The following is a 22,852-nucleotide window of genomic DNA, read 5'->3' as shown; positions in this document are numbered from 1 at the left end:
GCCGCGGCGCGGCGCGGATTGGATGAAAGCGACATGGCGACCTACACGCTCCCCGACCTTCCCTACGACTTCGCAGCCCTCGAGCCGCACATCAGCGGCAAGATCATGGAGCTGCACCATGACAAGCACCACGCGACCTACGTCGCCGGCGCCAACACCGCCCTCGAGCAGCTCGCCGAGGCGCGCGACAGCGGCAACCTGGCGAACGTGAACAAGCTCGAGAAGGACCTCGCGTTCAACCTCGGCGGTCACGTCAACCACTCCATCTTCTGGACCAACCTCTCGCCGACCGGCGGCGGACAGCCCGAGGGCGAGCTCAAGGCAGCCATCGACGAGTTCTTCGGTTCCTTCGAGAAGTTCCAGGCGCACTTCACCGCGAACGCCCTCGGAATCCAGGGCTCCGGATGGTCCGTCCTCAGCTGGGACTCGATCGGCCAGCGCCTGATCATCCAGCAGCTGTTCGACCAGCAGTCGAACACGGCACAGGGCACCGTGCCGCTGTTCCAGCTCGACATGTGGGAGCACGCCTTCTACCTCGACTACCTCAACGTCAAGGCCGACTACGTGAAGGCCGCGTGGAACATCGCCAACTGGGAGAACGTCGCCCAGCGCTTCGAGGTCGCCCGCGAGAAGACGAACGGCCTGCTGGTACTGTCGTAATCGGGTCGCGTCCCGACGGGCCAAGTCTCGTCGGGACGCCATCTCAGCCAAAAACCCCCGCGCACCGCGCACGCACGATTGCTGCGCACAGCGCACGAGAAACAGGGAGACCTGAGTGTCTGTCAAGATCGGTATCAACGGCTTCGGCCGTATCGGACGCAACTACTTCCGCGCGGCTCTCGCGCAGGGAGCGGACATCGAGATCGTCGCTGTCAACGACCTCACCGACAACAAGACCCTTGCCCACCTTCTGAAGTACGACTCCGTGGGCGGCGTCCTCGATGCTGACATCAGCTACGACGACGAGAGCATCACGGTCAACGGCAAGGCCATCAAGGCGTTCGCCGAGCGCGACCCCGCCGGCCTCCCGTGGGGCGAGCTGGGCGTCGACATCGTCATCGAGTCGACCGGCTTCTTCACCAAGGCCGAGCTGGCCAAGAAGCACATCGAGGCAGGGGCCAAGAAGGTCCTCATCTCGGCTCCCGGCACCGGCGTCGACGGCACGTTCGTCATGGGCGTGAACGAGGACACGTACAACCCGGAGACGGATCACATCATCTCCAACGCCTCCTGCACGACCAACTGCCTCGCCCCGCTGGCCCAGGTCTTCAACGACGCCTTCGGCATCGACCGTGGCTTCATGATGACGGCTCACGCCTACACGGCAGACCAGAACCTGCAGGACGGTCCGCACAGCGACCTGCGTCGCGCACGCGCCGCAGCGATCAACATCACCCCGGCGTCGACCGGTGCCGCGAAGGCGATCGGCGAGGTTCTGCCCGAGCTCCAGGGCAAGCTGAGCGGCTCGTCGTACCGCGTTCCGGTTCCCACCGGCTCGATCGTCGACCTCACGCTGATCACCGACCGCGAGAACCTCACGGTCGAAGAGGTCAACGAGGCGTACAAGAAGGCTGCTGCCGACGGACGCCTCGCCGGTTTCCTGCAGTACAACGAAGACCAGATCGTGTCGAGCGACATCGTGCACAACCCGCACTCGTCGATCTTCGACGCCACGCTGACCAACGTCAGCGGCAACCTGGTCAAGGTCTCCAGCTGGTACGACAACGAGTGGGGTTACTCCAACCGTCTCGTCGACCTGACCGAGTACGTGGCAGAGCGTCTCTGAGACATCTCCCATGACTCTGCGCACCCTGGATTCACTGGGTTCGCTCGAGGGCAAGCGCGTCATCGTCCGTTGTGATCTCAACGTCCCCCTGCGGGATGGGATCATCACGGACGATGGCCGTGTCCGCGCCTCGTTGCCTACCCTCAACGCACTGATCAACGCGGGCGCCCGCGTCATCGTGTGCTCGCACCTCGGCCGCCCCGACGGTGCGCCCGACCCGCAGTACAGTCTCGCGCCGGTCGCCCAGCGGCTGTCCGAGCTGCTCGGCAAGCCGGTGGCGTTCGCTCGCGACACCGTCGGCGAGTCGGCGCAGGAGGCCGTGGCCTCGCTCGAGGACGGCGGCATCGTCGTCATCGAGAACCTGCGGTTCAACCCGGGGGAGACCTCGAAGGGCGACGCCGAGCGCGGCGCCTTCGCGGCTCAGCTGGCAGAGCTCGGAGACGTCCTCGTCTCCGACGGCTTCGGTGTCGTGCACCGCAAGCAGGCGAGCGTCTACGACCTCGCCGAGCTGCTGCCGTCGGCCGCCGGTCTACTCATCGCAGCCGAGCTGGACGTGCTCGACCGTCTCACCGAGAACCCCGAGCGCCCGTACGCGGTCGTCCTCGGCGGGTCGAAGGTCAGCGACAAGCTCGGAGTCATCTCGCACCTGCTGCCGCGCGTGGATCGCATCCTCGTGGGCGGCGGCATGCTGTTCACCTTCCTGAAGGCGCAGGGCCACGCGGTGGCGTCCAGCCTCCTCGAAGAGGACCAGCTCGAGACGGTCCGCGGCTACATCGCCGAGGCCGAGAAGCGCGGTGTGGAGCTGGTGCTCCCGACCGATGTCGTCGTCGCATCCTCGTTCTCCGCTGATGCGGAGCACGAGGTCACCGCCGCCGACGCCATCGAGAGCACCGCGTTCGGCTCCTCCGGCATCGGCCTGGACATCGGCCCGGAGACGGCTGCGCGGTTCGCGGAGGTCATCCGTGGGTCGAAGACGGTGTTCTGGAACGGCCCGATGGGCGTGTTCGAGTTCCCGGCCTTCGCCGGCGGCACCAAGGCCGTTGCGCAGGCGCTCACCGAGGTCGACGGCCTCAGCGTCGTCGGCGGCGGAGACTCGGCCGCGGCCGTGCGTCAGCTCGGCTTCACCGACGACCAGTTCGGTCACATCTCGACCGGCGGCGGCGCAAGCCTCGAGTTCCTCGAGGGCAAGAAACTACCCGGCCTGGAGGTGCTCGGATGGGTGTGAACACCCGTACCCCGCTGATCGCGGGAAACTGGAAGATGAATCTCGACCACCTGCAGGCGGTCGCCTTCGTGCAGAAGCTGCACTGGACGCTCAAGGACGCCAAGCACGAGGACGGCTCGGTCGAGGTTGCGGTCTTCCCGCCCTTCACCGACATCCGCAGCGTGCAGACGCTCATCGACGCCGACAAGATCCCGTTCGCCCTCGGCGCGCAGGACCTCTCGGCTCACGACTCCGGCGCCTACACCGGCGAGATCTCGGGAGCCTTCCTGGCGAAGCTCGATGCGAAGTACGTGATCATCGGTCACTCGGAGCGCCGTGAATACCACGCGGAGTCCGATGACGTCGTCGCGGCCAAGACGAAGGCCGCGCTGAAGCACGGTCTGTCGCCCGTCATCTGCGTCGGGGAGACGGCTGAGGACCTCGAGAAGTTCGGGGCCAGCGCAGTGCCCGCGGGGCAGCTCGAGGCCGCTCTCCAGGGTCTGTCGAAGGATGCGGACATCGTCGTGGCGTACGAGCCGGTCTGGGCCATCGGCTCCGGGCAGGCGGCGACGCCGCAGCAGGCGCAGGATGTCTGCGCTGCGCTGCGCACGGTGATCGCCAAGGTTCTCGGTGACGACGCTGCGGCGCGTACCCGGATCCTGTACGGCGGATCGGTCAAGGCGGCCAACATCGCCAGCTTCATGCGCGAGCCTGATGTCGATGGCGCACTCGTCGGAGGCGCGAGCCTCGTGGTCGACGAGTTCGCGGCGATCATCCGCTTCGAGAAGCACGTCGGCGTGTGAGTGTGGCGGGGCTCCGGCCCCGCCGCACCGTATACTTGACCGTTACCGGGGCAATCCTGCCCCAGCGAAAGGCTCTTCCTCGTGGAAATTCTCGAGTTCGTCCTGCAGGTGGTGCTGGGCATAACCAGCGTCCTGCTGACTCTCCTCATCCTCCTCCACAAGGGTCGCGGTGGCGGCCTCTCCGACATGTTCGGTGGAGGCATGACGTCAGCTGTCGGCTCGTCGGGTCTCGCTGAGCGCAATCTCAATCGCTTCACGGTCATCCTCGCTCTGGCGTGGTTCGTGTCGATCGTGGCGCTCGGTCTCATCACGAAGTTCGAGGTGATCTGATGGCTACCGGCGGCAACGCGATCCGAGGGACCCGAGTGGGTTCCGGCCCCATGGGCGAGCAGGACCACGGCTACCACGCCGACCGCATCGCGGTCTCGTACTGGGACGGTCTCGGCAACGAGACGGTCCGCTACTTCGCCGCGGGGCTCCCTGAAGAGGAGATCCCCGAGACGATCGACCACCCGCAGTCCGGTCTTCCGGCGGGTCGCGACAAGGCCAACCCGCCTGCCCTCGCGAAGCCGGAGCCCTACAAGACGCATCTCGCGTATGTGAAGGAGCGTCGCACCGACGCAGAAGCCGTCCAGCTTCTCGAAGATGCGCTCACCCAGCTGCGTGAGCGTCGGGGTCAGTGACCTCGATCTGATCTCCTGACAGAAGCCGCCGCGATCCGATCGCGGCGGCTTCTCTCGTACCAGGCGGACGTGCTCACCGGCACCCGTACGCGGCGTCGATGTAGGACTGAGGCGGGTAGCCGTACGCCCAGACGCCGTTGGCATCGTCGGTGAAGCCCATGCTGATCGCCCACGCCGTGGCCCATTTCTCGATGCTGTCCTGCGTCGACGAGTCGTACATGTCCTCGCACTTCACGCTGATCGCGTGGCCGACCTCGTGGGCGATGAGAGCCTTGCTCCGGTCCGCCGGCCACTGCTCGGCGACCGAGTTCGACAGCTCGATGGCGGCGCGGTCGGGATCGTCCCACCACCAGGTCGTGAGGCCTCCCATGCTGCCGTTGGAACCGGCGTTGTTGACGATCTGGTTCCAGTCGAACTCGAGCAGCACCCCGGGTGCGAGCGACCGGGCGAAGGCCTCGATCTCGAGGCGATCGCCCTGCAGCGGTCCCGCCTTCTCGGCGAGTTCGGCCTGTTCGGTCGCCACGACCTGTCCTGCGGCGTCCTGCATGGACACCAGTGATTCGACCGCCGTCACATCGAGGAGCATGGTGTCGGGTACTCGCGACGCCGCATCGCGCAGGGCGATGACGGCGTCGTTCTTGGCCGAGAGGTGTGCCGACTCGAAAGCCGGGGCTGCGTCGGCCGCCGAGCGCAGGAGGGCCACGCCGGCCTCGGTCACTTCGGCACTGGCGGCGGTCATCGCAGGTGTCGCCGCGTTGAGGTCGGCAGCCAGCTCGTCCAGGTCGCCGGCGTCGACGGCGAGCTGATCGGATGCTGCGAAGAGCTCCCAGAACGCCGACGGCTTGGAATCCGCCGAAGGCAGCGGTTCGGTGAGCAGTTCCTCCGCCGGGCCGGCTGCTTCATCGGCATCCGTCGACGCCGTCGTGAGCGCGTCCCTCGCGGAGGGCACGGTGAGGACGCCGGTATCGGCCGTCTTCAGCAGATCAGCGACATCGGTAACGGATGTGAGCGTGTCGAGCTCCTGCTGGACCGTCGTCGCGCTGTCGCGAGCCGAGGCCGCCGCTGCGTCGAACTCGGCGCGTGCCGCGTCGTATCCGAGGCTGGCGGTGACCTGGAGCACGCCGACGGCCGCCGCGACCAGGACTCCCGCAGCGCCCAGCATGAACCCGATGCGCCGTCCTCGGCGCTTCGGCGCTGCGTCGTCGGTGCTGGCGAAGTGCGGGGGGAGTGCGTGGCCTCCGGCGGGGGAGGTGGCCACGTCGACGGATGCAGTCATGCGGGGGGACCTCCGTGGGGAACCGGCTCATGATGACTCTAATCAGTGAGCCGTCCGGTGCGAGAACCCCCGGGGACGAGAAAGGCCCCCGCATCGCGGGGGCCTTTCTCGAGTGGAGGGGCTGACGAGAATCGAACTCGCATCATCTGTTTGGAAGACAGAGGCTTTACCACTAAGCTACAGCCCCGTTGTCAGCTGCATCCGGGAGGACTGTGCCGACTCATCGATCATAGCGGACTGACGGAGGTGCTCGTGTCCGTTAGACTCGGTGGGGCTGAATCTGCATGCGGATTCCCCGGGGCGTAGCTCAGTTTGGTAGAGCGCCCGCTTTGGGAGCGGGAGGTCGCAGGTTCAACTCCTGTCGCCCCGACATGGCTTCAACGGCCTGACAGCCGCGATTCAGCGCGGAAATCACAAGGAGAGCACACCAGAATGGCGAACAGCACCGTCGAGAAGCTGACCCCGACCCGGGTCAAGCTCAGCATCACGGTCACCCCTGACGACCTCAAGCCCAGCATCGCGCACGCCTACGAGCACATCGCTCAGGACGTCCAGATCCCCGGCTTCCGCAAGGGCAAGGTCCCCGCTCCGATCATCGATCAGCGCATCGGTCGTGGCGCGGTCATCGAGCACGCGGTCAACGAGGGCCTCGACAAGTTCTTCCGCGACGCGACCGTCGAGCACAAGCTCCGCGTCGTCGGACGTCCGGCCGCCGACATCACCCAGTGGCCGAACGAGAAGGACTTCTCGGGCGACCTCCTGGTCGACATCGAGGTGGACGTGCGTCCCGAGATCGAGGTCCCGGCATTCGACGGCATCACCCTGACGGTCGACGCCGTCGAGGCCGACGACGCCGCGCTCGACGCAGAGCTCGAGAACCTGCGCGCGCGCTTCGGAACGCTCGTTCCCGTCGACCGTCCCGCCGCGAAGGGCGACTTCGTCGAGCTCGACCTGGTCGCCACGATCGACGGTGCGGAGATCGACCGCGCCGAGGGCGTCTCCTACGAGGTCGGCTCGGGTGAGCTGCTCGAGGGCATCGACGACGCGATCGAATCCCTCACCGCCGGTGAGGACACCACGTTCCGCTCTGCGCTCGTGGGCGGCGACCACGCCGGCTCCGAGGCGGAGGTCTCCGTCACCGTCAAGGCGGTCAAGGAGCGCGAGCTCCCCGAGGCCGATGACGACTTCGCGCAGATCGCGAGCGAGTTCGACACGATCGCCGAGCTCCGCGCGAGCCTCGCCGAGCGCGTCTCGCAGCAGGGCGTCTTCACTCAGGGTTCCGCGGCTCGCGACAAGCTCGTCGAGACGCTGCTCGAGCAGATCGAGATCCCCGTGCCGCCGAAGCTCATCGAGGACGAGGTGCACAACCACCTCGAGGGTGAGAACCGCCTCGAGGACGACGTGCACCGCGCCGAGGTCACCGAGGCCAGCGAGAAGCAGTTCCGCACGCAGGTTCTGCTCGACACGATCGCCGAGCAGGCTGACGTGCAGGTCTCGCAGGAGGAGCTCTCGCAGTACCTCATCCAGTCCGCCTCGCAGTACGGCATGGCTCCCCAGGAGTTCGTCGAGGCTCTGCAGTCGTCGAACCAGCTTCCGGCGCTCGTCGGAGAGGTCGCCCGCAACAAGGCCCTCGCGATCGCCCTGGGCAAGGTCAAGGTCGTCGACACGAACGGCAAGCCCGTCGATCTGTCCGACTTCGTCGTGACCGACGACGAGGCCGAGTCCGAGACGGCTGCCGACGAGAAGCCGGCCAAGAAGGCTCCCGCGAAGAAGGCTGCCGCGAAGAAGGCCGACGACGCCGACGCCGCTGAGAAGCCGGCCGCGAAGAAGCCCGCTGCGAAGAAGGCGCCCGCGAAGAAGGCCGACGACGCGGAGGCCGCTGAGAAGCCCGCCGCGAAGAAGCCCGCAGCCAAGAAGGCTCCGGCCAAGAAGGCTGCCGACAAGGCGGAGTGATCGGACACGATCTCATGAGGGGCGGATGCTGCGGCATCCGCCCCTTTCGCGTCAGCGGGGAGAGCAGATGAACGAGGAGACCATGAAGACCTGGGACGAACGCATCGACGAGGTGTGGGACGACGCGTCCGGCGAAGAGGTCGGAGACCAGACGATCGCCCGGATCGACGCGCTGGCCGCCGAGCGCGGCGTCGATGACGCCCGCGCGGAGTTCGAGCGCGCCGGGGCACGTGATTCGGCCGGCCGCCCCGCCGAGGCAGTCGAACTCTACCGGCGTGCGCTCGCACTGGGTCTCGACGACGAGCACCGCCCGCAGTGCGTGATCCAGCTGGCGAGTTCACTGCGCAATCTGGGCGAGTACGACGATGCCCTCGCCGTCATCCGTGCGGAGGAGGAGCTCTCGGCGGACGGCCCCTACCGGGATGCCGTGGCGACGGTCCACGCGCTGATCCTGGCGAGTTCCGGACGCCCGGCGCGGGGCCTGTCGGTCGCTCTCCTCGCACTCGTGCCGCACCTGCCGCGGTACCACCGCTCGATGACCGCGTACGCACACGAGATCGCGGAACTCGACGCCTGATATGCCGACGGCGAACACGGCCTGAGCGCTGCGTTGTCGCCGGTAGATTCGAATCACTGAAACACGGAATCAGGAGCTGACATGGCTGCAGAACCCCTCCTCGCTACGAGCGTCTTCGACCGACTGTTGAAAGACCGCATCATCTGGCTGGGATCGGAGGTGCGCGACGACAATGCGAACGAGATCTGCGCGAAGATCCTCCTTCTCGCCGCAGAGGACTCCGAGAAGGACATCTACCTCTACATCAACTCGCCCGGTGGATCGATCACCGCGGGCATGGCGATCTACGACACGATGCAGTTCGTCCCGAACGACATCGTCACCGTGGGCATCGGCATGGCCGCATCGATGGGTCAGCTGCTGCTGACCGCGGGCACGAAGGGCAAGCGCTACATCACGCCCAACGCCCGCGTGCTGCTGCACCAGCCGCACGGTGGCTTCGGCGGAACGTCGAGCGACATCCAGACGCAGGCGCAGCTGATCACCTCGATGAAGAACCGCCTCGCCGAGATCACCGCGGCGCAGACCGGCAAGTCGGTCGAGCAGATCAATGAAGACGGTGACCGCGACCGCTGGTTCACCGCCGACGAGGCGCTCGAGTACGGCTTCGTCGATCACATCCGCGACTCGGCCACCGACGTCATCGGTGGCGGCGGAACCGACCAGGACATCAAGTAACGGAAAGCGAAAGGACTCTCATGTACGCACCCACCTTCCGCTCTGCCGGCGACCTGCCCTCCAGCCGCTACGTGCTTCCTCAGTTCGAGGAGCGCACGGCATACGGCTTCAAGCGCCAGGACCCCTACAACAAGCTGTTCGAAGATCGAGTGATCTTCCTCGGCGTCCAGGTCGACGATGCGTCGGCCGACGACGTGATGGCGCAGCTGCTCGTTCTCGAGAGCCAGGACTCCGAGCGTGACATCACCATGTACATCAACTCGCCCGGTGGTTCGTTCACCGCGATGACGGCGATCTACGACACGATGCAGTACGTCGCGCCGCAGATCCAGACCGTGGTGCTCGGCCAGGCGGCTTCGGCCGCATCGGTGCTGCTCGCAGGCGGTCACCCCGGCAAGCGCCTGGCTCTGCCCAACGCCCGTGTGCTCATGCACCAGCCGGCGATGGGCGAGGCGGGGCACGGGCAGGCATCCGACATCGAGATCCAGGCGGCCGAGATCCTGCGCATGCGCACCTGGCTCGAGGAGACCATGGCTCGTCACACGGGCAAGTCGGTTGAGCAGGTCAACCGCGACATCGACCGTGACAAGATCCTGTCCGCGGCTGAGGCGCTGGACTACGGCATCGTCGACCAGGTGCTCACCTCGCGCAAGCGCATGTGATCGCATCTCCATGGTGAGAGGACGTCGGCCCTTCAGGGTCGGCGTCCTTTCGTCGTCTCCGGCGAATGTGCGACCACTGGAAGCGTCAATGCTCATATGAGCATCAGGGTGCGCGAACGGTGCTACGGACGTATGCTGGAGACGGAAGGAGGATGCCATGGAAGAAGAACTGATCATGGTCCGCGTCGCCGAGCTGTACTACGACGAGGACAAGACGCAGGACGAGATCGGCGCCCTCCTCAAGCTGTCCCGCTGGAAGGTGGGGCGCCTTCTCACACAGGCCAGAGAGCGTGGCATCGTCCGCATCGAGATCGTGCACCCGCGTGCGCGCCGACTCGGACTCGAGCGCCAGCTCGTCGAACGCCATGGCCTCACGGCTGCCGTCGTCGTTCCCTCCCCGGACGGCGATGACGGGACCCTCGAGCGGGTCGCCCAGGCCGCGGCCGACTACCTCACTGCGATGCGGCCGGTGCCCCGCACGCTCGGCGTCAGCTGGGGGCGTACGTTGCGCGCCGTCGCAGAGTCGCTGCCCGAAGGATGGGCGACCGGCGTCACCGTCGTGCAGCTCAACGGGGGAGTGAGCCTCAACCGCCGTTCGGGCGGAGCCGCGGGCCTCGCCGTCACCATCGCCCAGCGTGCATCCGGACACGTGTCCCTCCTGCCGAGCCCGGCGATCCTCGAACGCGTCGAGACCAAGCAGGCGATCGAAGCCGACCGCACCGTCGCGGCCGTCCTCGTCGAAGCGGCCGAGGCGCAGGCGTTCCTGTTCACCGCGGGGCCCTGCGATGCGACCTCCGCGCATGTCGAGAACGGCTACCTCTCGGCATCCGATGTCGAAGAGCTCGCGCGCCGTGGTGCCGTAGGCGACGTCCTCGGGCGGTACATCGACGCCGACGGCAACATCGTCGACCCGCAGCTCGACGCCCGGACGGTCGGAGTCGACCTCGGGCGCCTGCGCGCCGCGAAGCGCTCGATCTTCGTCACCGCCGGTGACGCCAAGCATGACATCGCGCGCACAGTCGTGACCAGCGGCCTGTGCAGCGTTCTGGTGACAGATGAGACCACAGCACGAGCATTGTTGGAGGAACGATGACGACCCAAGAACTCAGCCGCAGATCGGCGGTGGACGTTCTCGGCGGTGAGCCGGATGACGCCACGCTCCGCCGGTTCCTGCACGGACTCCCGGGTGTCGACACCGTCGGCCTGGAGCAGCGCGCGGCCGCACTCGGCACGCGTTCGATCAAGACCACGTCGAAGGCCTGGGCACTCGACACGATCATCAAGCTGATCGACCTCACCACCCTCGAAGGCTCCGACACCCCCGGCAAGGTGCGCTCGCTGGTCGCCAAGGCGAAGAACCCGGATGCCGCCGACCCGACGACCCCCCGGGTCGCCGCCGTCTGCGTGTACGGCGACATGGTCGGCGACGCGGTCGAGGCGCTCGGCGCTCTGCACGGCGATCCGGATGACGGACTCATCTCGGTCGCCGCGGTCGCCACCGCGTTCCCCAGCGGACGTTCTTCGCTGGCCATCAAGCTGGCCGACACCGCCGAAGCGGTCGCGGCCGGCGCCGACGAGATCGACATGGTCATCGACCGAGGAGCGTTCCTCTCGGGCCGATACGGACTCGTGTACGACCAGATCGCCCAGGTGAAAGAGGCATGCCGTCGTGCCGACGGTTCATACGCCTCGCTCAAGGTGATCCTCGAGACCGGCGAGCTCAACACCTACGACAACATCAAGCGCGCATCGTGGCTCGGCATCCTCGCCGGTGGCGACTTCATCAAGACCTCCACCGGGAAGGTGCAGCCGGCGGCGACGCTGCCGACGACGCTGCTCATGCTCGAAACGGTGCGCGACTGGCACCGGGGTACGGGAGAGCGCATCGGCGTCAAGCCCGCCGGCGGGATCCGCGCGTCGAAGGATGCGGTGAAGTACCTCGTGACGGTCGCCGAGACCGTGGGGGAGGAATGGCTCCAGCCGCACCTGTTCCGCTTCGGCGCCTCGAGCCTGCTGAACGACGTGCTGCTGCAGCGCCAGAAGCTCACCACCGGCCACTACTCCGGCCCCGACTACGTCACGATCGACTAGGAGCCCGCATATGTCATTCCTGGAATACGCTCCGGCACCGGAGTCGAAAGCAGTACTCAACCTCAAGGACAGCTACGGACTGTTCATCGACGGCGAGTTCGTCGACGGATCGGGCTCGAGCTTCGCGACGATCTCGCCGGCTGACGAGAGCCACATCGCCGAGATCGCCTCGGCGAGCGACGCGGACGTCGACCGGGCGGTCGCCGCCGCGCGTCGCGCCTACGAGAAGACCTGGTCGAAGATGAGCGGCCGCGATCGCGGCAAGTACCTCTTCCGCATCGCACGTCTCGTGCAGGAGCGGGCTCGCGAGCTCGCGGTCGCCGAGAGCCTCGACAACGGGAAGCCGATCAAGGAGAGCCGCGATGTCGACGTGCCTCTCGTCGCCTCCTGGTTCTTCTACTACGCGGGGTGGGCTGACAAGCTCGACTACGCCGGACTCGGCGCCAACCCGCGTGCGCTCGGCGTGGCCGGGCAGATCATCCCCTGGAACTTCCCGCTGCTGATGCTCGCGTGGAAGCTCGCTCCTGCTCTGGCGGCAGGCAACACCGTGGTGCTCAAGCCTGCGGAGACCACGCCGCTGACGGCGCTGATCTTCGCAGAGATCCTGCAGCAGGCGGATCTGCCGGCCGGTGTCGTCAACATCATCACGGGTGCCGGTTCCACGGGGGCCACGCTCGTGCGTCACCCCGACGTCGACAAGGTCGCCTTCACGGGGTCGACCGGTGTCGGCCGCGACATCGCACGGGCCGTCGCGGGGACCGACAAGAAGGTCACGCTCGAGCTCGGCGGCAAGGCCGCCAACATCGTGTTCGATGACGCGCCGATCGACCAGGCCGTCGAGGGCATCGTGAACGGCATCTTCTTCAATCAGGGGCATGTGTGCTGCGCCGGAAGCCGACTGCTCGTGCAGGAGTCGATCCATGACGAGGTCATCGATCGCCTGAAGAGCCGCCTGTCGACGCTGCGCCTCGGCGACCCGCTCGACAAGAACACCGACATCGGCGCGATCAACTCGGCGGCACAGCTCGCCCGCATCCGTGAGCTGAGCGACATCGGCGAGGCCGAGGGCGCAGAGCGCTGGACCGCGGACTGCGCGATCCCCGACAAGGGGTTCTGGTTCGCTCCGACGATCTTCACCGGTGTCGAGGCGTCGCATCGCATCGCCCGCGACGAGGTCTTCGGGCCCGTCCTGTCGGTGCTGACGTTCCGTACGCCGGCCGAGGCGATCGCCAAGGCGAACAACACGCCGTACGGCCTCTCCGCCGGCATCTGGTCGGACAAGGGCTCGCGCATCCTCGCGGTCGCCGACCGTCTGCGTGCCGGTGTCATCTGGGCGAACACGTTCAACCGATTCGACCCGTCGAGTCCGTTCGGCGGCTACAAGGAGTCCGGATACGGCCGTGAAGGCGGACGTCAGGGTCTCACCGCATACCTGAAGGGGGCCTCCGCATGAGCAAGCGATTGACCGTTCCGAAGACTTACAAGCTGGCGATCGGCGGCGCCTTCCCGCGCAGCGAGTCCGGCCGCACCTACGAGGTGCTGTCGGCGAAGGGGGCATTCCTCGCGAACGCCGCCCAGGGCTCGCGCAAGGACGCACGGGATGCCGTCGTGGCCGCACGTGCCGCCGTGAAGGGGTGGTCCGGCGCCACCGCATACAACCGCGGGCAGGTGCTGTACCGGGTCGCCGAGGTCCTCGAGGGTCGCCGCGCGCAGTTCATCGACGAGATCGCCGCGCAGGAGGGCGTCTCCACGTCCGCCGCCGCCGCGCAGGTCGACGAAGCTATCGACCTCTGGGTCTGGTACGCCGGCTGGTGCGACAAGTACGCGCAGGTCGCGGGCAACGCGAACCCGGTCTCGGGTCCGTACTTCAACATCTCGGTGCCGGAGCCGACCGGCGTGGTCGCGATCGTCGCACCGCAGGACTCCGCGCTGCTCGGTCTTGTCTCGGTCGTGGCTCCTGCGCTCGTCGCAGGCAACACGGTCGTCGTGATCGCGAGCGAGCGGTTCCCGCTGTCGGCCATCAGCCTCGCTGAGGTGCTCGCCACGAGCGATGTGCCCGGGGGCGTCGTCAACGTGCTCACCGGGTCTCCCGCCGAGATGGCGCCCTGGCTCGCCTCGCACCAGGACGTCAATGCGCTCGATCTGGCCGGTGCCGGCGATCTCGAGTGGATCGACATGCAGATCGCCGCCGCCGAGACGCTCAAGCGCGTGCTGACTCCCGGCGCGGTCACCGCGTCTCCGGAGCGCATCGGCGCCTTCACCGAGGTCAAGACCGTCTGGCACACCAAGAGCCTCGTCTGATTTGAGTCGTGACCTCAGCGACGGTTACTGCGCAAGAGCAGCTGCGTTCGATGCTGCGAGAAGATGTCGCGCCGATTCTGCGGGCGGCGGGATTTCGAGGTACGGAGCGGACGTTCGTGTTCCCCGATGCCGACTGGTTCGCTCAGGTCGGTATTCAGACGTCGGCTGCGAGTACGAGCAGTCGGTCGAGGTTGACGATCAACGCGCAGGTGATCCCGAAAGCCTTCTGGAACCAGGTGCGCGCGGAGCGACACTATCCGGCGAAGCCGTCGCCGAACGTCGGATACGGGCGCATAGGAGAGTTCTGGGAGGTGCGAGCAGGGCAACTCATCGACGGCCAGGACCGTTGGTGGTCGCTCGATGCGAGCGGGAGGGGGCGCCGAGAGCTCGCGGTCGAGATCGCTGACCTGATCGTCGACGTCGTGCTTCCGGCGATGCAGCTCTGCATGGCCACGGGTGACCTGACCGAGCCTGGAAACACGTAGACCGTCTGGCACACCAAGAGCCTGGTCTAGCGTCGGCGGAATCCGCCCCCCGCGCGCACGAGAGCCCCGCAGCATCAGCTACGGGGCTCTCAGCATTCGGCATCGTTCGAGTGGACCGGCACTGCCGATCAGAGACCCGGCAACTCCTGATCGTGCGATGACGGCATGGTGCGGGAACCCCTGCGAGCTGGCCGCCAAGCCGCTGGCGACGTCGCGTTCTCTCTCGAGACCGATGATTTCGAGCAGCAGCACGCGCGCATGCTGGCCCACGGCATTCGGTTCCGGGAGGACCCGCGTCGCCACGGACAGTGGCCAGGTCCTTGCCGTCGAGACGCACTACATCGCACAGGGTCGCACTGATATCCCTTCGCCTTCGGTGACGGGCTATTTCGCCTGGCGCAGATAACGTGCCCGCCGATGCTCTGCGCGGAGTCTGGGCGGAGCAGACGCGGACGGGCGATACGGACTCGAGATGTACGACGCCGCGCCAATGCGTCCCGGTGTCGGATGCAGCGGTTAGGCTCAGTAGACGATCTCAGGATCCCCCCTAGGAGGACGCGCATGGCCCGTATCGGCGAAAGCGCTGACCTGTTCAAGTGCTCGTTCTGCGGAAAGAGCCAGAAGCAGGTGCAGCAGCTCATCGCAGGACCCGGTGTGTACATCTGCGACGAGTGCGTCGAGCTGTGCAACGAGATCATCGAGGAGCGGATGGCCGAGTCCTCCGCCGACGGCACGGCGGACTTCGAACTCCCCAAGCCGCGCGAGATCTTCTCTTTCCTCGAGGAGTACGTCGTCGGACAGGAGCCAGCCAAGAAGGCACTGGCCGTCGCGGTGTACAACCACTACAAGCGGATCCGCGCGCACGGCACCCTCCAGACGGCCGAGCAGAAGGCCGAGAGCGTCGAGATCGCGAAGAGCAACATCCTGCTCATCGGGCCGACCGGATGCGGCAAGACCTACCTCGCCCAGACCCTCGCGAAGAAGCTCAACGTGCCGTTCGCTGTCGCGGACGCCACGGCGCTCACCGAGGCCGGCTACGTCGGCGAGGATGTCGAGAACATCCTGCTCAAGCTCATCCAGGCGGCGGACTACGACGTCAAGCGCGCAGAGCAGGGCATCATCTACATCGACGAGGTCGACAAGATCGCCCGCAAGGCGGAGAACCCCTCGATCACCCGCGATGTCTCAGGTGAGGGCGTCCAGCAGGCCCTGCTGAAGATCATCGAGGGAACGGTCGCATCGGTGCCCCCGCAGGGCGGGCGCAAGCACCCGCACCAGGAGTTCCTCCAGATCGACACGTCCAACGTGCTGTTCATCGTCGCGGGCGCTTTCGCGGGCCTCGAGGACATCGTGTCGGCACGCGTCGGCAAGCACGGAATCGGCTTCGGTGCTCCGCTGCACGACAAGGGCAAGGACCTCGACCTGTTCAGCGAGGTGCTTCCGGAGGACCTGCACAAGTTCGGTCTGATTCCCGAGTTCATCGGTCGTCTTCCGGTCGTGACATCGGTGTCTCCGCTCGACCAGGATGCGCTCATCGACATCCTCACGGGTCCGCGCAACGCACTCGTCAAGCAGTACCAGCGCATGTTCGAACTCGACGGCGTTCAGCTCGAATTCGAAGAGGGCGCGCTCCGTTCGATCGCCGACCTCGCCGTCGAGCGCAAGACCGGCGCTCGCGGACTGCGGGCCATCCTCGAAGACGTGCTCGGTCCGATCATGTTCGAGATCCCCTCGGCCGAAGACGTCGCCAAGGTCATCGTCACCCAGGCGGCCGTCGACGAGGGCGCTCCGCCGACGATCGTGATGGAGCGCAAGCGCAAGAGCGCGTGAGTTCCGCTCCCTCGCCCTGGCGGGTGGTCGACAGCAAGCTGGTGCATGCAGACCGCTGGATCCGCGTGCGCGCGGATGACTGCGTCGACGAGCGAGGACACTCGATCGCTCCGTACTACGTGCTCGAATACGGCGACTGGATCTCGGTGCTCGCCGTCGATCGGGATGGCCACGCGATCGTCGTCGACGAGTATCGCCATGGTGCAGGAATCGTCGCGGTCGGGACGATCGGTGGCGGTCTGGAGGCCGGCGAGTCACCGGAAGCGGCCGCCATCCGCGAGCTGCGCGAGGAGACCGGGTACGAGCCCGACGAGATGATCGACCTCGGTCCCACCTGGGCCAACTTCGGCAGCCACACCAACCGGGTGCATCACTTCCTCGCGCGGGGCTGCGTGCGAGTCACCGAGCAGTCGCTCGATGAGAGCGAGGCGATCGCCGTGCACGTCGTGTCTCTCGACGGCCTCGGCGATCACCTCGCGCAGAGCTACCACCAGCTCACCTGGTACAAGGCGATGGAGCTGCTCGACCGCTGAGGTCACGCGGCGTGCGACCTGATCACGCCTCGAGTCCGCGCCGCTTCAGGAGCGGTGCGATCTCTGCATCGCGCCCGCGGAAATCGCGGTAGGCGTCGAGCGGATCCTTGGACCCTCCGACGCCGAGGAGACGGGAGCGGAACCGGTCGCCGTTCTCGCGGGTGAGTCCGCCGTTCTCGCGGAACCACTCGACGGTGTCCGCGTCGAGAACCTCACTCCAGATGTAGGAGTAGTAGCCGGCGCTGTATCCGCCCGAGAAGACGTGTGCGAAATAGGTCGACGAGTAGCGGGTCGGCACGGCAGGATCGTCGAGTCCGATGTCGGCGAGGGCGGCGGCCTCGAAGTCGGCCACGTCGAGGATCTCCGTCTGCGTGCTCACGCGATGCCATGCCTGGTCAAGCCAGGCGGCTGCGAGGTATTCGCTCGTGTCGTGGCCCTGGTTGAACGTCTCTGTCGCGCGCAGTCGTTCGACGATCGCGGGGTCGAGCGGCTCTCCCGTCTCATGATGCCGGGCATAGTTGTCGAGGACCTCGGGCCACAGGATCCACATCTCGTTCACCTGACTCGGGAACTCCACGAAGTCGCGGAAGACGTTCGTTCCGGCGAAGTGCGGGTAGGTGACGACGGCGAAAAGGCCATGCAGAGCGTGGCCGAACTCGTGGAAGAGCGTCGTGACCTCGTCGAGGGTGAGCAGCGTGGGCTCTCCCTCTCCGGGGAGCGCCACGTTGAGGTTGTTGACCACCACGGGCAGCGTCCCGCGCAGGCGCGACTGGCTCACGATCGGATTCATCCAGGCGCCACCGCGCTTCGAGTCGCGGGTGTAGAGATCGAGCACGTACAGTCCGACCGCGCTCCCGTCCGCGTCCCTCACCTCGAACACACTTGCACCCGGGTGGTAGGCCCGGAGGTCCCGGCGCTCTGTGAACGTCACCCCGTAGAGCTTCGTCGCAGCGAAGAACACGCCGTCCTTCAGGACCCGCTCGGCCTCGAACCACGGACGGAGCGCGCTCGTGTCGATCGCGTATCGGGCGGTCCGCACCTTCTCCGTGTAGAAAGCCCAGTCGTGCGCCTCGACCGCGAAGGGCGTCGCCTCGGTCTCGTCGACGATCGCCTGCAGGGCTTCCTTCTCGGCTCGTGCGTTGCGTGCAGATGGCGCCGCGAGATCGCGCAGCATCCGCTCGACCGCGTCCGGCGTGCCGGCCGTCTCGTCTGCCGTCACGTACGCGGCGTGCGAGGCATAGCCGAGCAGTGCCGCGCGCTCGGCGCGGAGGCGCACGATCTCGGCGAGCACGGGACGATTGTCGTTCCCGTTGTTACGCGACGCGCGCGACTGCGAGGCCGCCAGGATGCGGCGACGCGACTCGCGATCGCGGAGCTGCGCCAGGTACGGATGCCCGGTGAACAGCGGGAGGGAGATGACGAAGCGTCCGTCGAGGCCGCGATCCGCCGCCGAGCGAGCCGCTGCGGAGAGCTCACCGCTGCTGAGGCCCGCGAGCTCCTCCGGCGAGTCGAACACCACCGCGAGGTCGTTCGTGTCGTTGAGGAGGTTGCGCTCGAAGGTGTTGTTCAGCGTCGACAGCTGCTGGTTCAGGGCGGTGAGTCTGCTCTTCGCCTCGTCGCCGAGGGCCGCGCCCGCGTGGGTCATCTCGCGGTGGTGCCGTTCGACGAGGTACCGCTGCTCATCATCGAGCTCGAGATCGTCGAGGTGCGAGTGCACCTGCTGGACGCGCCAGTACAGCGCAGCGTCGAGAGTGATGGCATCCTGATGGGCCGCCATGAGAGGAGCGAGCTGTTCGTCGATCTCCTGGATCTCCGGCGTCGCATCGGCCGAGGTCACGGTGTAGAACGCATGCGCGACGCGGTCGAGCAGCTCTCCTGAGCGCTCCAGCGCCTCGATCGTGTTCTCGAAGGTGGGCATCGAGCGCACCATCGTGATCCGGGCGATCTCTCGGAGGTGCTCGTCGAACGCGGCCTGGAATGCCGGCAGGTAGTGCTCGGGCCTGATGGCAGCGAAGTCGGGAAGACCGTAGGGGAGCGTGGACGGCTGAAGCAGGGGATTCGCGACGTCGGTCATCCTCTGAGCCTAGCCATCACCCGCTACAGGGACTCGCTTCCCGGCGGCGGCGTCCGTGACGGCACGGGCTCTGGCCGTATGACGCAGACGCGTGCAAAGGTTAATTTGCAAAGATTAGCTTGCAAAGAAGTCTTTGCAAGAGTACCGTCGACGGTATGGAAGACGAACTGCAGTTGCGACGCCTCGACGCGGGGGCGCTCAAAGCCCTCGCTCACCCGCTGCGTGTGAGGATCTTCGACCTGCTCAGCACTCACGGGCCGCAGACGGCGAGTTCGCTCGCCTCGATGCTGGGCGAGACGTCCGGGTCGACCAGCTATCACCTGCGAACGCTCTCGGCGCACGACCTCATCCACGAGGTCGAGGGCCGCGGCACGGCCCGAGAGCGCTGGTGGGAGCTTCCCGAAGGACGCATCGACATCCCCGGTCCCAGTCAGAGCATGTCACCGGCGAATCGAGCCGCGGCGCAGATCGTCTCGTCCGAGTTCTTCCGACTTCGCCACGAGACCCTGATGTCCTACGTGAATCGGCCGGACACGGACGTGCCCGAGGGCTGGAAGGACACCGGGTTGATCGCCACGACTCTGCTCGAGATGACCCCCTCGCAGATGGCGGGTCTCAAGGATGAGCTCATGGCGGTGGTCGACAGCGCGGTCGAGCGATTCCGCGGCCAGACCGGGCCGGATGTGCGCCGGGTGTCGCTGCGCACCGAGCTCTTCGACCTGCCGGCCTCCGGTGCTGTGCTCGCGGATGCCGCCGACTCGAAGACGGAGGAATCATGACCAGCGCGACCATCCGACTCGTCGCCCCGACGCGCACTGAGCGCAGGCTGCTCGGCCTCGCCGGGCTGCTCACGGCCTTCGTGGAACATCGCATCGAACGTCGGGCCGAGAGGCGGACGCTCGCGCTGGATCTCCTGCGCGAGCAGCAGACCAGACGCCAGGATCCCCACGCCGTCGACCACATGCTCGCGCAGCTCGGCCTGCCGCGTCGATGACATCGCCACACGCAGCGAAGCCCCCTGTCTGGAGTTCCGGACAGGGGGCTTTCTGATCAGAGTTCGTCAGTCCTCGAACGGGCGGGCGATCACGTCGCCGGCCCCGGTCTGCACGACCTCCCAGCCCGCATCGAGCTCGGCGATCGCACGGCCCTCGAGCCATGTGAGCGTCCAGTGTCCGGTGAGGCCGCGGGATTCGACCTCGGCGATCGCCGGCCGGAGCGCGGCGGGAACGGATGCCGGCGGCTCCGAGCCGGTGGCCCACCGCGTACCCAGCTGCATCATGCCCCCTCGACCGGAGTGAGCTCGATCGCGGTGACCGCGAACTCGTCGGCCTCGGTGAACTCGAGGTCGGCGATGCGGCCGACGGCCTTGAGATCTTCGGCTGCGGCGCGGAGTGCGTCGAGCTTGGCGGCGGGCGCCGCGATCGCGGCACGAGATACCGGAGTCTTCTGCGATGCCTTCGCCTCGGTCTTGGCGCGGCGGATGCCGATCAGTGCCTCACTCGCGGCCGACAGCACCGCCGTGTCACCGTCGATGCCGAGAGGTTCCGGCCACGCGGCGGTGTGGACCGAGCCTTCTTCGAACCACGACCACACCTCTTCGGTCGCGAACGAGAGGATCGGCGCGAGAAGGCGCAGCAGCGTGGACAGCGCCAGGCGCAGTGCGAGTGCCGCGGAGGCCTGGCCCACGTCGTTCTGGTTGTAGGCGCGCTCCTTGACGAGCTCGAGGTAGTCGTCGCAGAACGTCCAGAAGAACGCCTCGGTGACCTCCAGCGCCTTGGCCTGGTCGTAGTTCTCGAACGCCTTGGTCGCCTCGGCGATCACGGCGTCGAGGCCTGTCAGCATCGAGGCGTCGAGGGCGTGCGTCACCTGGGCGCCTTCGGGCACCGGGAACGACAGCACGAACTTCGCCGCGTTGAGCACCTTGATCGACAGTCGGCGGCCGATCTTGACCTGCGTCGGGTTCTGCGGGTCGAAGGCGGCATCCATTCCCAGGCGGCTGGAGGCGGCCCAGTAGCGCACCGCGTCCGATCCGTGGGTCTCGAGGATGTCCGCCGGCGTGACGACGTTGCCCTTCGACTTCGACATCTTCTTGCGGTCGGGGTCGACGATGAAGCCCGAGATCGCGGCGTTGCGCCACGGCGAGCGCCCGTCTTCGAGGGTCGAGCGCAGCATGGTCGAGAAGAGCCAGGTGCGGATGATGTCCTGTCCCTGCGGGCGCAGGTCGAACGGTGCCGTGAGCTGCCACAGCTCCTCGTCGCGCTGCCATCCACCGGCGAGCTGCGGAGTGAGCGACGAGGTGGCCCAGGTGTCGAGGATGTCGGCCTCGGCTTCGAAACCACCGGCCACGCCGCGCTGATCCTCGGTGTATCCCTCCGGCACGTCGGTCGTCGGGTCGATGGGGAGACTGGCGTGATCGGGAGCGATCACGCGGTCGTAGTCGCGCTCGCCGTTCTCGTCGAGGCCGTACCAGAGCGGGATCGGCACGCCGAAGAAGCGCTGACGCGACACCAGCCAGTCTCCGGTCAGACCTCCGACCCAGTTCTCGTAGCGAACCCGCATGAAGTCCGGGTGCCACGCCAGCTGCGTGCCGCGCTCGAGCAGCTCGTCGCGCAGGTTCGCGTCGCGTGCGCCGTTGCGGATGTACCACTGGCGGGTCGAGACGATCTCGAGAGGGCGGTCACCCTTCTCGAAGAACTTCACGGCGTGGTTGAACGGCTTGCCGACGGCCGTCATGTCTCCGGTCTCCTGCAGCTTCTCGACGATCGCCTTGCGCGCGGAGAACACCGTCTTGCCCGCGAGTTCGGCGGTGTACCAGTCGATCGCGTCGGCGTCGGCGACGATCGACGGCGCCGTCGGGAGGAAGCGTCCGTCGAGGCCGATCGTGGTCATGTTCGGGAGGTGGTCGCCCGCCGCCGTGCGCAGCTCGCGCCACCAGATGATGTCGGTCACATCGCCGAAGGTGCAGACCATCGCGGCGCCGGTGCCCTTGTCGGGCTGTGCGAGGTGGTGGCCGTGGATCTCGATCTCGGCGCCGAAGAAGGGCGTGCGCACCTTCGTGCCGATCAGGTGCTTGTGCGGGCCCTCGGGGTGGGTCACGATCGCGATGCACGCGGGAAGCAGCTCGGGGCGGGTGGTCTCGATCGTGATCGAGCCGGATCCGTCGGCGAACGGGAAGTCGATGGTGTGGTACGCGGCCTGCTGGTCGCGATCCTCGAGTTCGGCCTGGGCGATCGCCGAGCGGAAGTCGATGTCCCACAGCGTCGGAGCGAGCGACTGATAGGCCTCGCCGCGCTCGAGGTTGCGCAGGAATGCGAGCTGGCTCTGACGGATCGTGTCGTCGGAGATGGTGCGGTAGGTCTGCGTCCAGTCGACCGAGAGGCCGAGCTGGCGGAACAGCGCCTCGAACTGCTTCTCGTCCTCGATCGTCAGACGTTCGCAGAGCTCGATGAAGTTGCGGCGGCTGATGGGCACCTGGTCGGCAGCGCGGCTGGACTTGTTGTCGCCGCCTTCGAACGGCGGGGTGAAGTCGCTCTGGTAGGGGAGCGTCGGGTCGCACCGCACGCCGTAGTAGTTCTGCACGCGGCGCTCGGTGGGCAGTCCATTGTCGTCCCACCCCATCGGGTAGAACACGTTCTTGCCGCGCATGCGCTCGAAGCGCGCCTTGACATCGGTGTGCGTGTACGAGAAGACGTGCCCGATGTGCAGGCTTCCGGATGCGGTCGGCGGGGGAGTGTCGATGGAGTAGACGCCCTCGCGGCCGGACTCCGCGGCGCGGATGCGGTCGAACAGGTACGTGCCCCGCTCGGACCAGGTCTCACCCCACTTCGCTTCGAGACCTTCGAGTGCGGGCTTGTCGGGAATAGCGGACATGAAGGTTCTCCTCGAGCGATGTATGCGGCACTGTGTGAGCGTGCCT

General features: G+C 66.9%; 23 protein-coding genes and 2 tRNA genes. 20 read left to right on the top strand and 5 right to left on the bottom strand.

Annotation, left to right across the window (positions count from 1 at the left end; all coding sequences use genetic code 11):
• Nucleotides 1–33: 33 nt before the first annotated feature.
• From ASE34_RS11785 to ASE34_RS11760, 6 genes are all read left to right on the top strand, one after another.
• The gene (locus ASE34_RS11785) at nucleotides 34–660 is read left to right on the top strand and encodes a superoxide dismutase (RefSeq protein ID WP_042540783.1); all 627 of its coding nucleotides are present in this window, start codon (nucleotides 34–36) and stop codon (nucleotides 658–660) included.
• Between the two features lie 115 nt (nucleotides 661–775).
• A complete protein-coding gene (gene gap / locus ASE34_RS11780) occupies nucleotides 776–1,786 on the top strand; it encodes a type I glyceraldehyde-3-phosphate dehydrogenase (protein WP_053096657.1) in 1,011 nt (336 codons plus the stop codon).
• Between the two features lie 10 nt (nucleotides 1,787–1,796).
• A complete protein-coding gene (locus tag ASE34_RS11775) occupies nucleotides 1,797–3,011 on the top strand; it encodes a phosphoglycerate kinase (RefSeq protein WP_056278931.1) in 1,215 nt (404 codons plus the stop codon).
• Nucleotides 3,002–3,793, top strand: coding sequence for a triose-phosphate isomerase (gene tpiA, locus ASE34_RS11770; RefSeq protein ID WP_053096653.1), 792 nt, complete (start codon nucleotides 3,002–3,004; stop codon nucleotides 3,791–3,793). The genes ASE34_RS11775 and tpiA overlap by 10 nt, the downstream gene beginning before the upstream one ends.
• A gap of 81 nt (nucleotides 3,794–3,874) precedes the next feature.
• Nucleotides 3,875–4,123, top strand: a complete 249-nt coding sequence (gene secG / locus ASE34_RS11765; RefSeq protein ID WP_053096652.1) for a preprotein translocase subunit SecG — start codon at nucleotides 3,875–3,877, stop codon at nucleotides 4,121–4,123.
• Nucleotides 4,123–4,476 (top strand): RNA polymerase-binding protein RbpA, encoded by a 354-nt coding sequence (locus tag ASE34_RS11760; RefSeq protein ID WP_042540778.1) that lies wholly within the window; start codon nucleotides 4,123–4,125, stop codon nucleotides 4,474–4,476. The genes secG and ASE34_RS11760 overlap by 1 nt, the downstream gene beginning before the upstream one ends.
• A gap of 73 nt (nucleotides 4,477–4,549) precedes the next feature.
• Here ASE34_RS11760 and ASE34_RS11755 read toward each other — a convergent pair whose 3' ends face one another.
• Entirely contained in the window at nucleotides 4,550–5,752 is a 1,203-nt protein-coding gene (locus ASE34_RS11755) for a hypothetical protein (protein WP_056278930.1), read from the bottom strand.
• Nucleotides 5,753–5,865: 113 nt separating this feature from the next.
• A tRNA-Gly gene (locus ASE34_RS11750) sits at nucleotides 5,866–5,939 on the bottom strand.
• A 109-nt stretch (nucleotides 5,940–6,048) separates the two neighbouring features.
• Between ASE34_RS11750 and ASE34_RS11745 the strand changes: the two genes are divergently transcribed.
• The 12 genes from ASE34_RS11745 (at nucleotide 6,049) to ASE34_RS11690 (ending at nucleotide 16,862) form a co-directional block, all read left to right on the top strand.
• A tRNA-Pro gene (locus ASE34_RS11745) sits at nucleotides 6,049–6,122 on the top strand.
• Nucleotides 6,123–6,184: 62 nt separating this feature from the next.
• On the top strand, nucleotides 6,185–7,705 hold the full coding sequence (gene tig / locus ASE34_RS11740; protein WP_056278929.1) for a trigger factor: 1,521 nt from the start codon (nucleotides 6,185–6,187) through the stop codon (nucleotides 7,703–7,705).
• An 82-nt stretch (nucleotides 7,706–7,787) separates the two neighbouring features.
• Nucleotides 7,788–8,282 (top strand): tetratricopeptide repeat protein, encoded by a 495-nt coding sequence (locus ASE34_RS11735; protein ID WP_056279120.1) that lies wholly within the window; start codon nucleotides 7,788–7,790, stop codon nucleotides 8,280–8,282.
• An 81-nt stretch (nucleotides 8,283–8,363) separates the two neighbouring features.
• Nucleotides 8,364–8,960 carry an ATP-dependent Clp protease proteolytic subunit gene (locus ASE34_RS11730; RefSeq protein WP_053096644.1) on the top strand — a complete coding sequence of 199 codons (597 nt, stop codon included), beginning with the start codon at nucleotides 8,364–8,366 and terminating at the stop codon, nucleotides 8,958–8,960.
• 20 nt (nucleotides 8,961–8,980) lie between these two features.
• A complete protein-coding gene (locus tag ASE34_RS11725; RefSeq protein ID WP_042540774.1) occupies nucleotides 8,981–9,622 on the top strand; it encodes an ATP-dependent Clp protease proteolytic subunit in 642 nt (213 codons plus the stop codon).
• A gap of 157 nt (nucleotides 9,623–9,779) precedes the next feature.
• Nucleotides 9,780–10,715 (top strand): sugar-binding transcriptional regulator, encoded by a 936-nt coding sequence (locus tag ASE34_RS11720; protein ID WP_056278928.1) that lies wholly within the window; start codon nucleotides 9,780–9,782, stop codon nucleotides 10,713–10,715.
• On the top strand, nucleotides 10,712–11,713 hold the full coding sequence (deoC, locus tag ASE34_RS11715; RefSeq protein ID WP_056278927.1) for a deoxyribose-phosphate aldolase: 1,002 nt from the start codon (nucleotides 10,712–10,714) through the stop codon (nucleotides 11,711–11,713). The genes ASE34_RS11720 and deoC overlap by 4 nt, the downstream gene beginning before the upstream one ends.
• 10 nt (nucleotides 11,714–11,723) lie before the next feature.
• Entirely contained in the window at nucleotides 11,724–13,166 is a 1,443-nt protein-coding gene (locus tag ASE34_RS11710) for an aldehyde dehydrogenase family protein (RefSeq protein ID WP_053096638.1), read from the top strand.
• The gene (locus tag ASE34_RS11705) at nucleotides 13,163–14,014 is read left to right on the top strand and encodes an aldehyde dehydrogenase family protein (RefSeq protein WP_053096636.1); all 852 of its coding nucleotides are present in this window, start codon (nucleotides 13,163–13,165) and stop codon (nucleotides 14,012–14,014) included. Before ASE34_RS11710 ends, ASE34_RS11705 begins: the two co-directional genes overlap by 4 nt.
• A gap of 50 nt (nucleotides 14,015–14,064) precedes the next feature.
• A complete protein-coding gene (locus ASE34_RS11700; protein ID WP_056278926.1) occupies nucleotides 14,065–14,499 on the top strand; it encodes a DUF4304 domain-containing protein in 435 nt (144 codons plus the stop codon).
• 561 nt (nucleotides 14,500–15,060) lie between these two features.
• Nucleotides 15,061–16,329: an ATP-dependent Clp protease ATP-binding subunit ClpX gene (gene clpX, locus ASE34_RS11695; protein ID WP_053096617.1), complete on the top strand. Its 1,269-nt coding sequence runs from the start codon at nucleotides 15,061–15,063 to the stop codon at nucleotides 16,327–16,329.
• Entirely contained in the window at nucleotides 16,326–16,862 is a 537-nt protein-coding gene (locus ASE34_RS11690) for an NUDIX hydrolase (protein ID WP_056278925.1), read from the top strand. Before clpX ends, ASE34_RS11690 begins: the two co-directional genes overlap by 4 nt.
• Before the next feature lie 22 nt (nucleotides 16,863–16,884).
• Here ASE34_RS11690 and ASE34_RS11685 read toward each other — a convergent pair whose 3' ends face one another.
• A complete protein-coding gene (locus ASE34_RS11685) occupies nucleotides 16,885–18,936 on the bottom strand; it encodes a M3 family metallopeptidase (RefSeq protein ID WP_056278924.1) in 2,052 nt (683 codons plus the stop codon).
• A gap of 155 nt (nucleotides 18,937–19,091) precedes the next feature.
• On the opposite strand from ASE34_RS11685, the gene ASE34_RS11680 reads away from it, so the two are divergent.
• Nucleotides 19,092–19,715 carry an ArsR/SmtB family transcription factor gene (locus ASE34_RS11680; protein WP_053096611.1) on the top strand — a complete coding sequence of 208 codons (624 nt, stop codon included), beginning with the start codon at nucleotides 19,092–19,094 and terminating at the stop codon, nucleotides 19,713–19,715.
• Entirely contained in the window at nucleotides 19,712–19,930 is a 219-nt protein-coding gene (locus tag ASE34_RS11675; RefSeq protein ID WP_056278923.1) for a hypothetical protein, read from the top strand. Before ASE34_RS11680 ends, ASE34_RS11675 begins: the two co-directional genes overlap by 4 nt.
• A 66-nt stretch (nucleotides 19,931–19,996) precedes the next feature.
• Here the strand turns inward: ASE34_RS11675 and ASE34_RS11670 are convergent, their stop codons facing one another.
• Both ASE34_RS11670 and valS read right to left on the bottom strand, forming a co-directional pair.
• Entirely contained in the window at nucleotides 19,997–20,212 is a 216-nt protein-coding gene (locus ASE34_RS11670; RefSeq protein WP_056279118.1) for a hypothetical protein, read from the bottom strand.
• Nucleotides 20,212–22,806 (bottom strand): valine--tRNA ligase, encoded by a 2,595-nt coding sequence (gene valS / locus ASE34_RS11665; RefSeq protein ID WP_056278922.1) that lies wholly within the window; start codon nucleotides 22,804–22,806, stop codon nucleotides 20,212–20,214. Before valS ends, ASE34_RS11670 begins: the two co-directional genes overlap by 1 nt.
• Between the last annotated feature and the right edge of the window lie 46 nt (nucleotides 22,807–22,852).

It is taken from the genome of Microbacterium sp. Root280D1 (assembly GCF_001428975.1).
Taxonomy (GTDB): Bacteria; Actinomycetota; Actinomycetes; order Actinomycetales; family Microbacteriaceae; genus Microbacterium.
This window is presented reverse-complemented; position numbering and strand designations above follow the sequence as displayed.

Excerpts from the sequence above, each read along its gene's own strand:
- ASE34_RS11785 (WP_042540783.1), top strand. The coding sequence starts at position 34 with ATGGCGACCTACACGCTCCCCGACCTTCCCTACGACTTCGCAGCCCTC.
- ASE34_RS11775 (WP_056278931.1), top strand. The coding sequence starts at position 1,797 with ATGACTCTGCGCACCCTGGATTCACTGGGTTCGCTCGAGGGCAAGCGC.
- tpiA (WP_053096653.1), top strand. The coding sequence starts at position 3,002 with ATGGGTGTGAACACCCGTACCCCGCTGATCGCGGGAAACTGGAAGATG.
- ASE34_RS11760 (WP_042540778.1), top strand. The coding sequence starts at position 4,123 with ATGGCTACCGGCGGCAACGCGATCCGAGGGACCCGAGTGGGTTCCGGC.
- ASE34_RS11755 (WP_056278930.1), bottom strand. The coding sequence starts at position 5,752 with ATGACTGCATCCGTCGACGTGGCCACCTCCCCCGCCGGAGGCCACGCA.
- tig (WP_056278929.1), top strand. The coding sequence starts at position 6,185 with ATGGCGAACAGCACCGTCGAGAAGCTGACCCCGACCCGGGTCAAGCTC.
- ASE34_RS11735 (WP_056279120.1), top strand. The coding sequence starts at position 7,788 with ATGAAGACCTGGGACGAACGCATCGACGAGGTGTGGGACGACGCGTCC.
- ASE34_RS11730 (WP_053096644.1), top strand. The coding sequence starts at position 8,364 with ATGGCTGCAGAACCCCTCCTCGCTACGAGCGTCTTCGACCGACTGTTG.
- ASE34_RS11725 (WP_042540774.1), top strand. The coding sequence starts at position 8,981 with ATGTACGCACCCACCTTCCGCTCTGCCGGCGACCTGCCCTCCAGCCGC.
- ASE34_RS11720 (WP_056278928.1), top strand. The coding sequence starts at position 9,780 with ATGGAAGAAGAACTGATCATGGTCCGCGTCGCCGAGCTGTACTACGAC.
- deoC (WP_056278927.1), top strand. The coding sequence starts at position 10,712 with ATGACGACCCAAGAACTCAGCCGCAGATCGGCGGTGGACGTTCTCGGC.
- ASE34_RS11710 (WP_053096638.1), top strand. The coding sequence starts at position 11,724 with ATGTCATTCCTGGAATACGCTCCGGCACCGGAGTCGAAAGCAGTACTC.
- ASE34_RS11705 (WP_053096636.1), top strand. The coding sequence starts at position 13,163 with ATGAGCAAGCGATTGACCGTTCCGAAGACTTACAAGCTGGCGATCGGC.
- ASE34_RS11700 (WP_056278926.1), top strand. The coding sequence starts at position 14,065 with ATGCTGCGAGAAGATGTCGCGCCGATTCTGCGGGCGGCGGGATTTCGA.
- clpX (WP_053096617.1), top strand. The coding sequence starts at position 15,061 with ATGGCCCGTATCGGCGAAAGCGCTGACCTGTTCAAGTGCTCGTTCTGC.
- ASE34_RS11685 (WP_056278924.1), bottom strand. The coding sequence starts at position 18,936 with ATGACCGACGTCGCGAATCCCCTGCTTCAGCCGTCCACGCTCCCCTAC.
- ASE34_RS11680 (WP_053096611.1), top strand. The coding sequence starts at position 19,092 with ATGGAAGACGAACTGCAGTTGCGACGCCTCGACGCGGGGGCGCTCAAA.
- ASE34_RS11675 (WP_056278923.1), top strand. The coding sequence starts at position 19,712 with ATGACCAGCGCGACCATCCGACTCGTCGCCCCGACGCGCACTGAGCGC.
- ASE34_RS11670 (WP_056279118.1), bottom strand. The coding sequence starts at position 20,212 with ATGCAGCTGGGTACGCGGTGGGCCACCGGCTCGGAGCCGCCGGCATCC.
- valS (WP_056278922.1), bottom strand. The coding sequence starts at position 22,806 with ATGTCCGCTATTCCCGACAAGCCCGCACTCGAAGGTCTCGAAGCGAAG.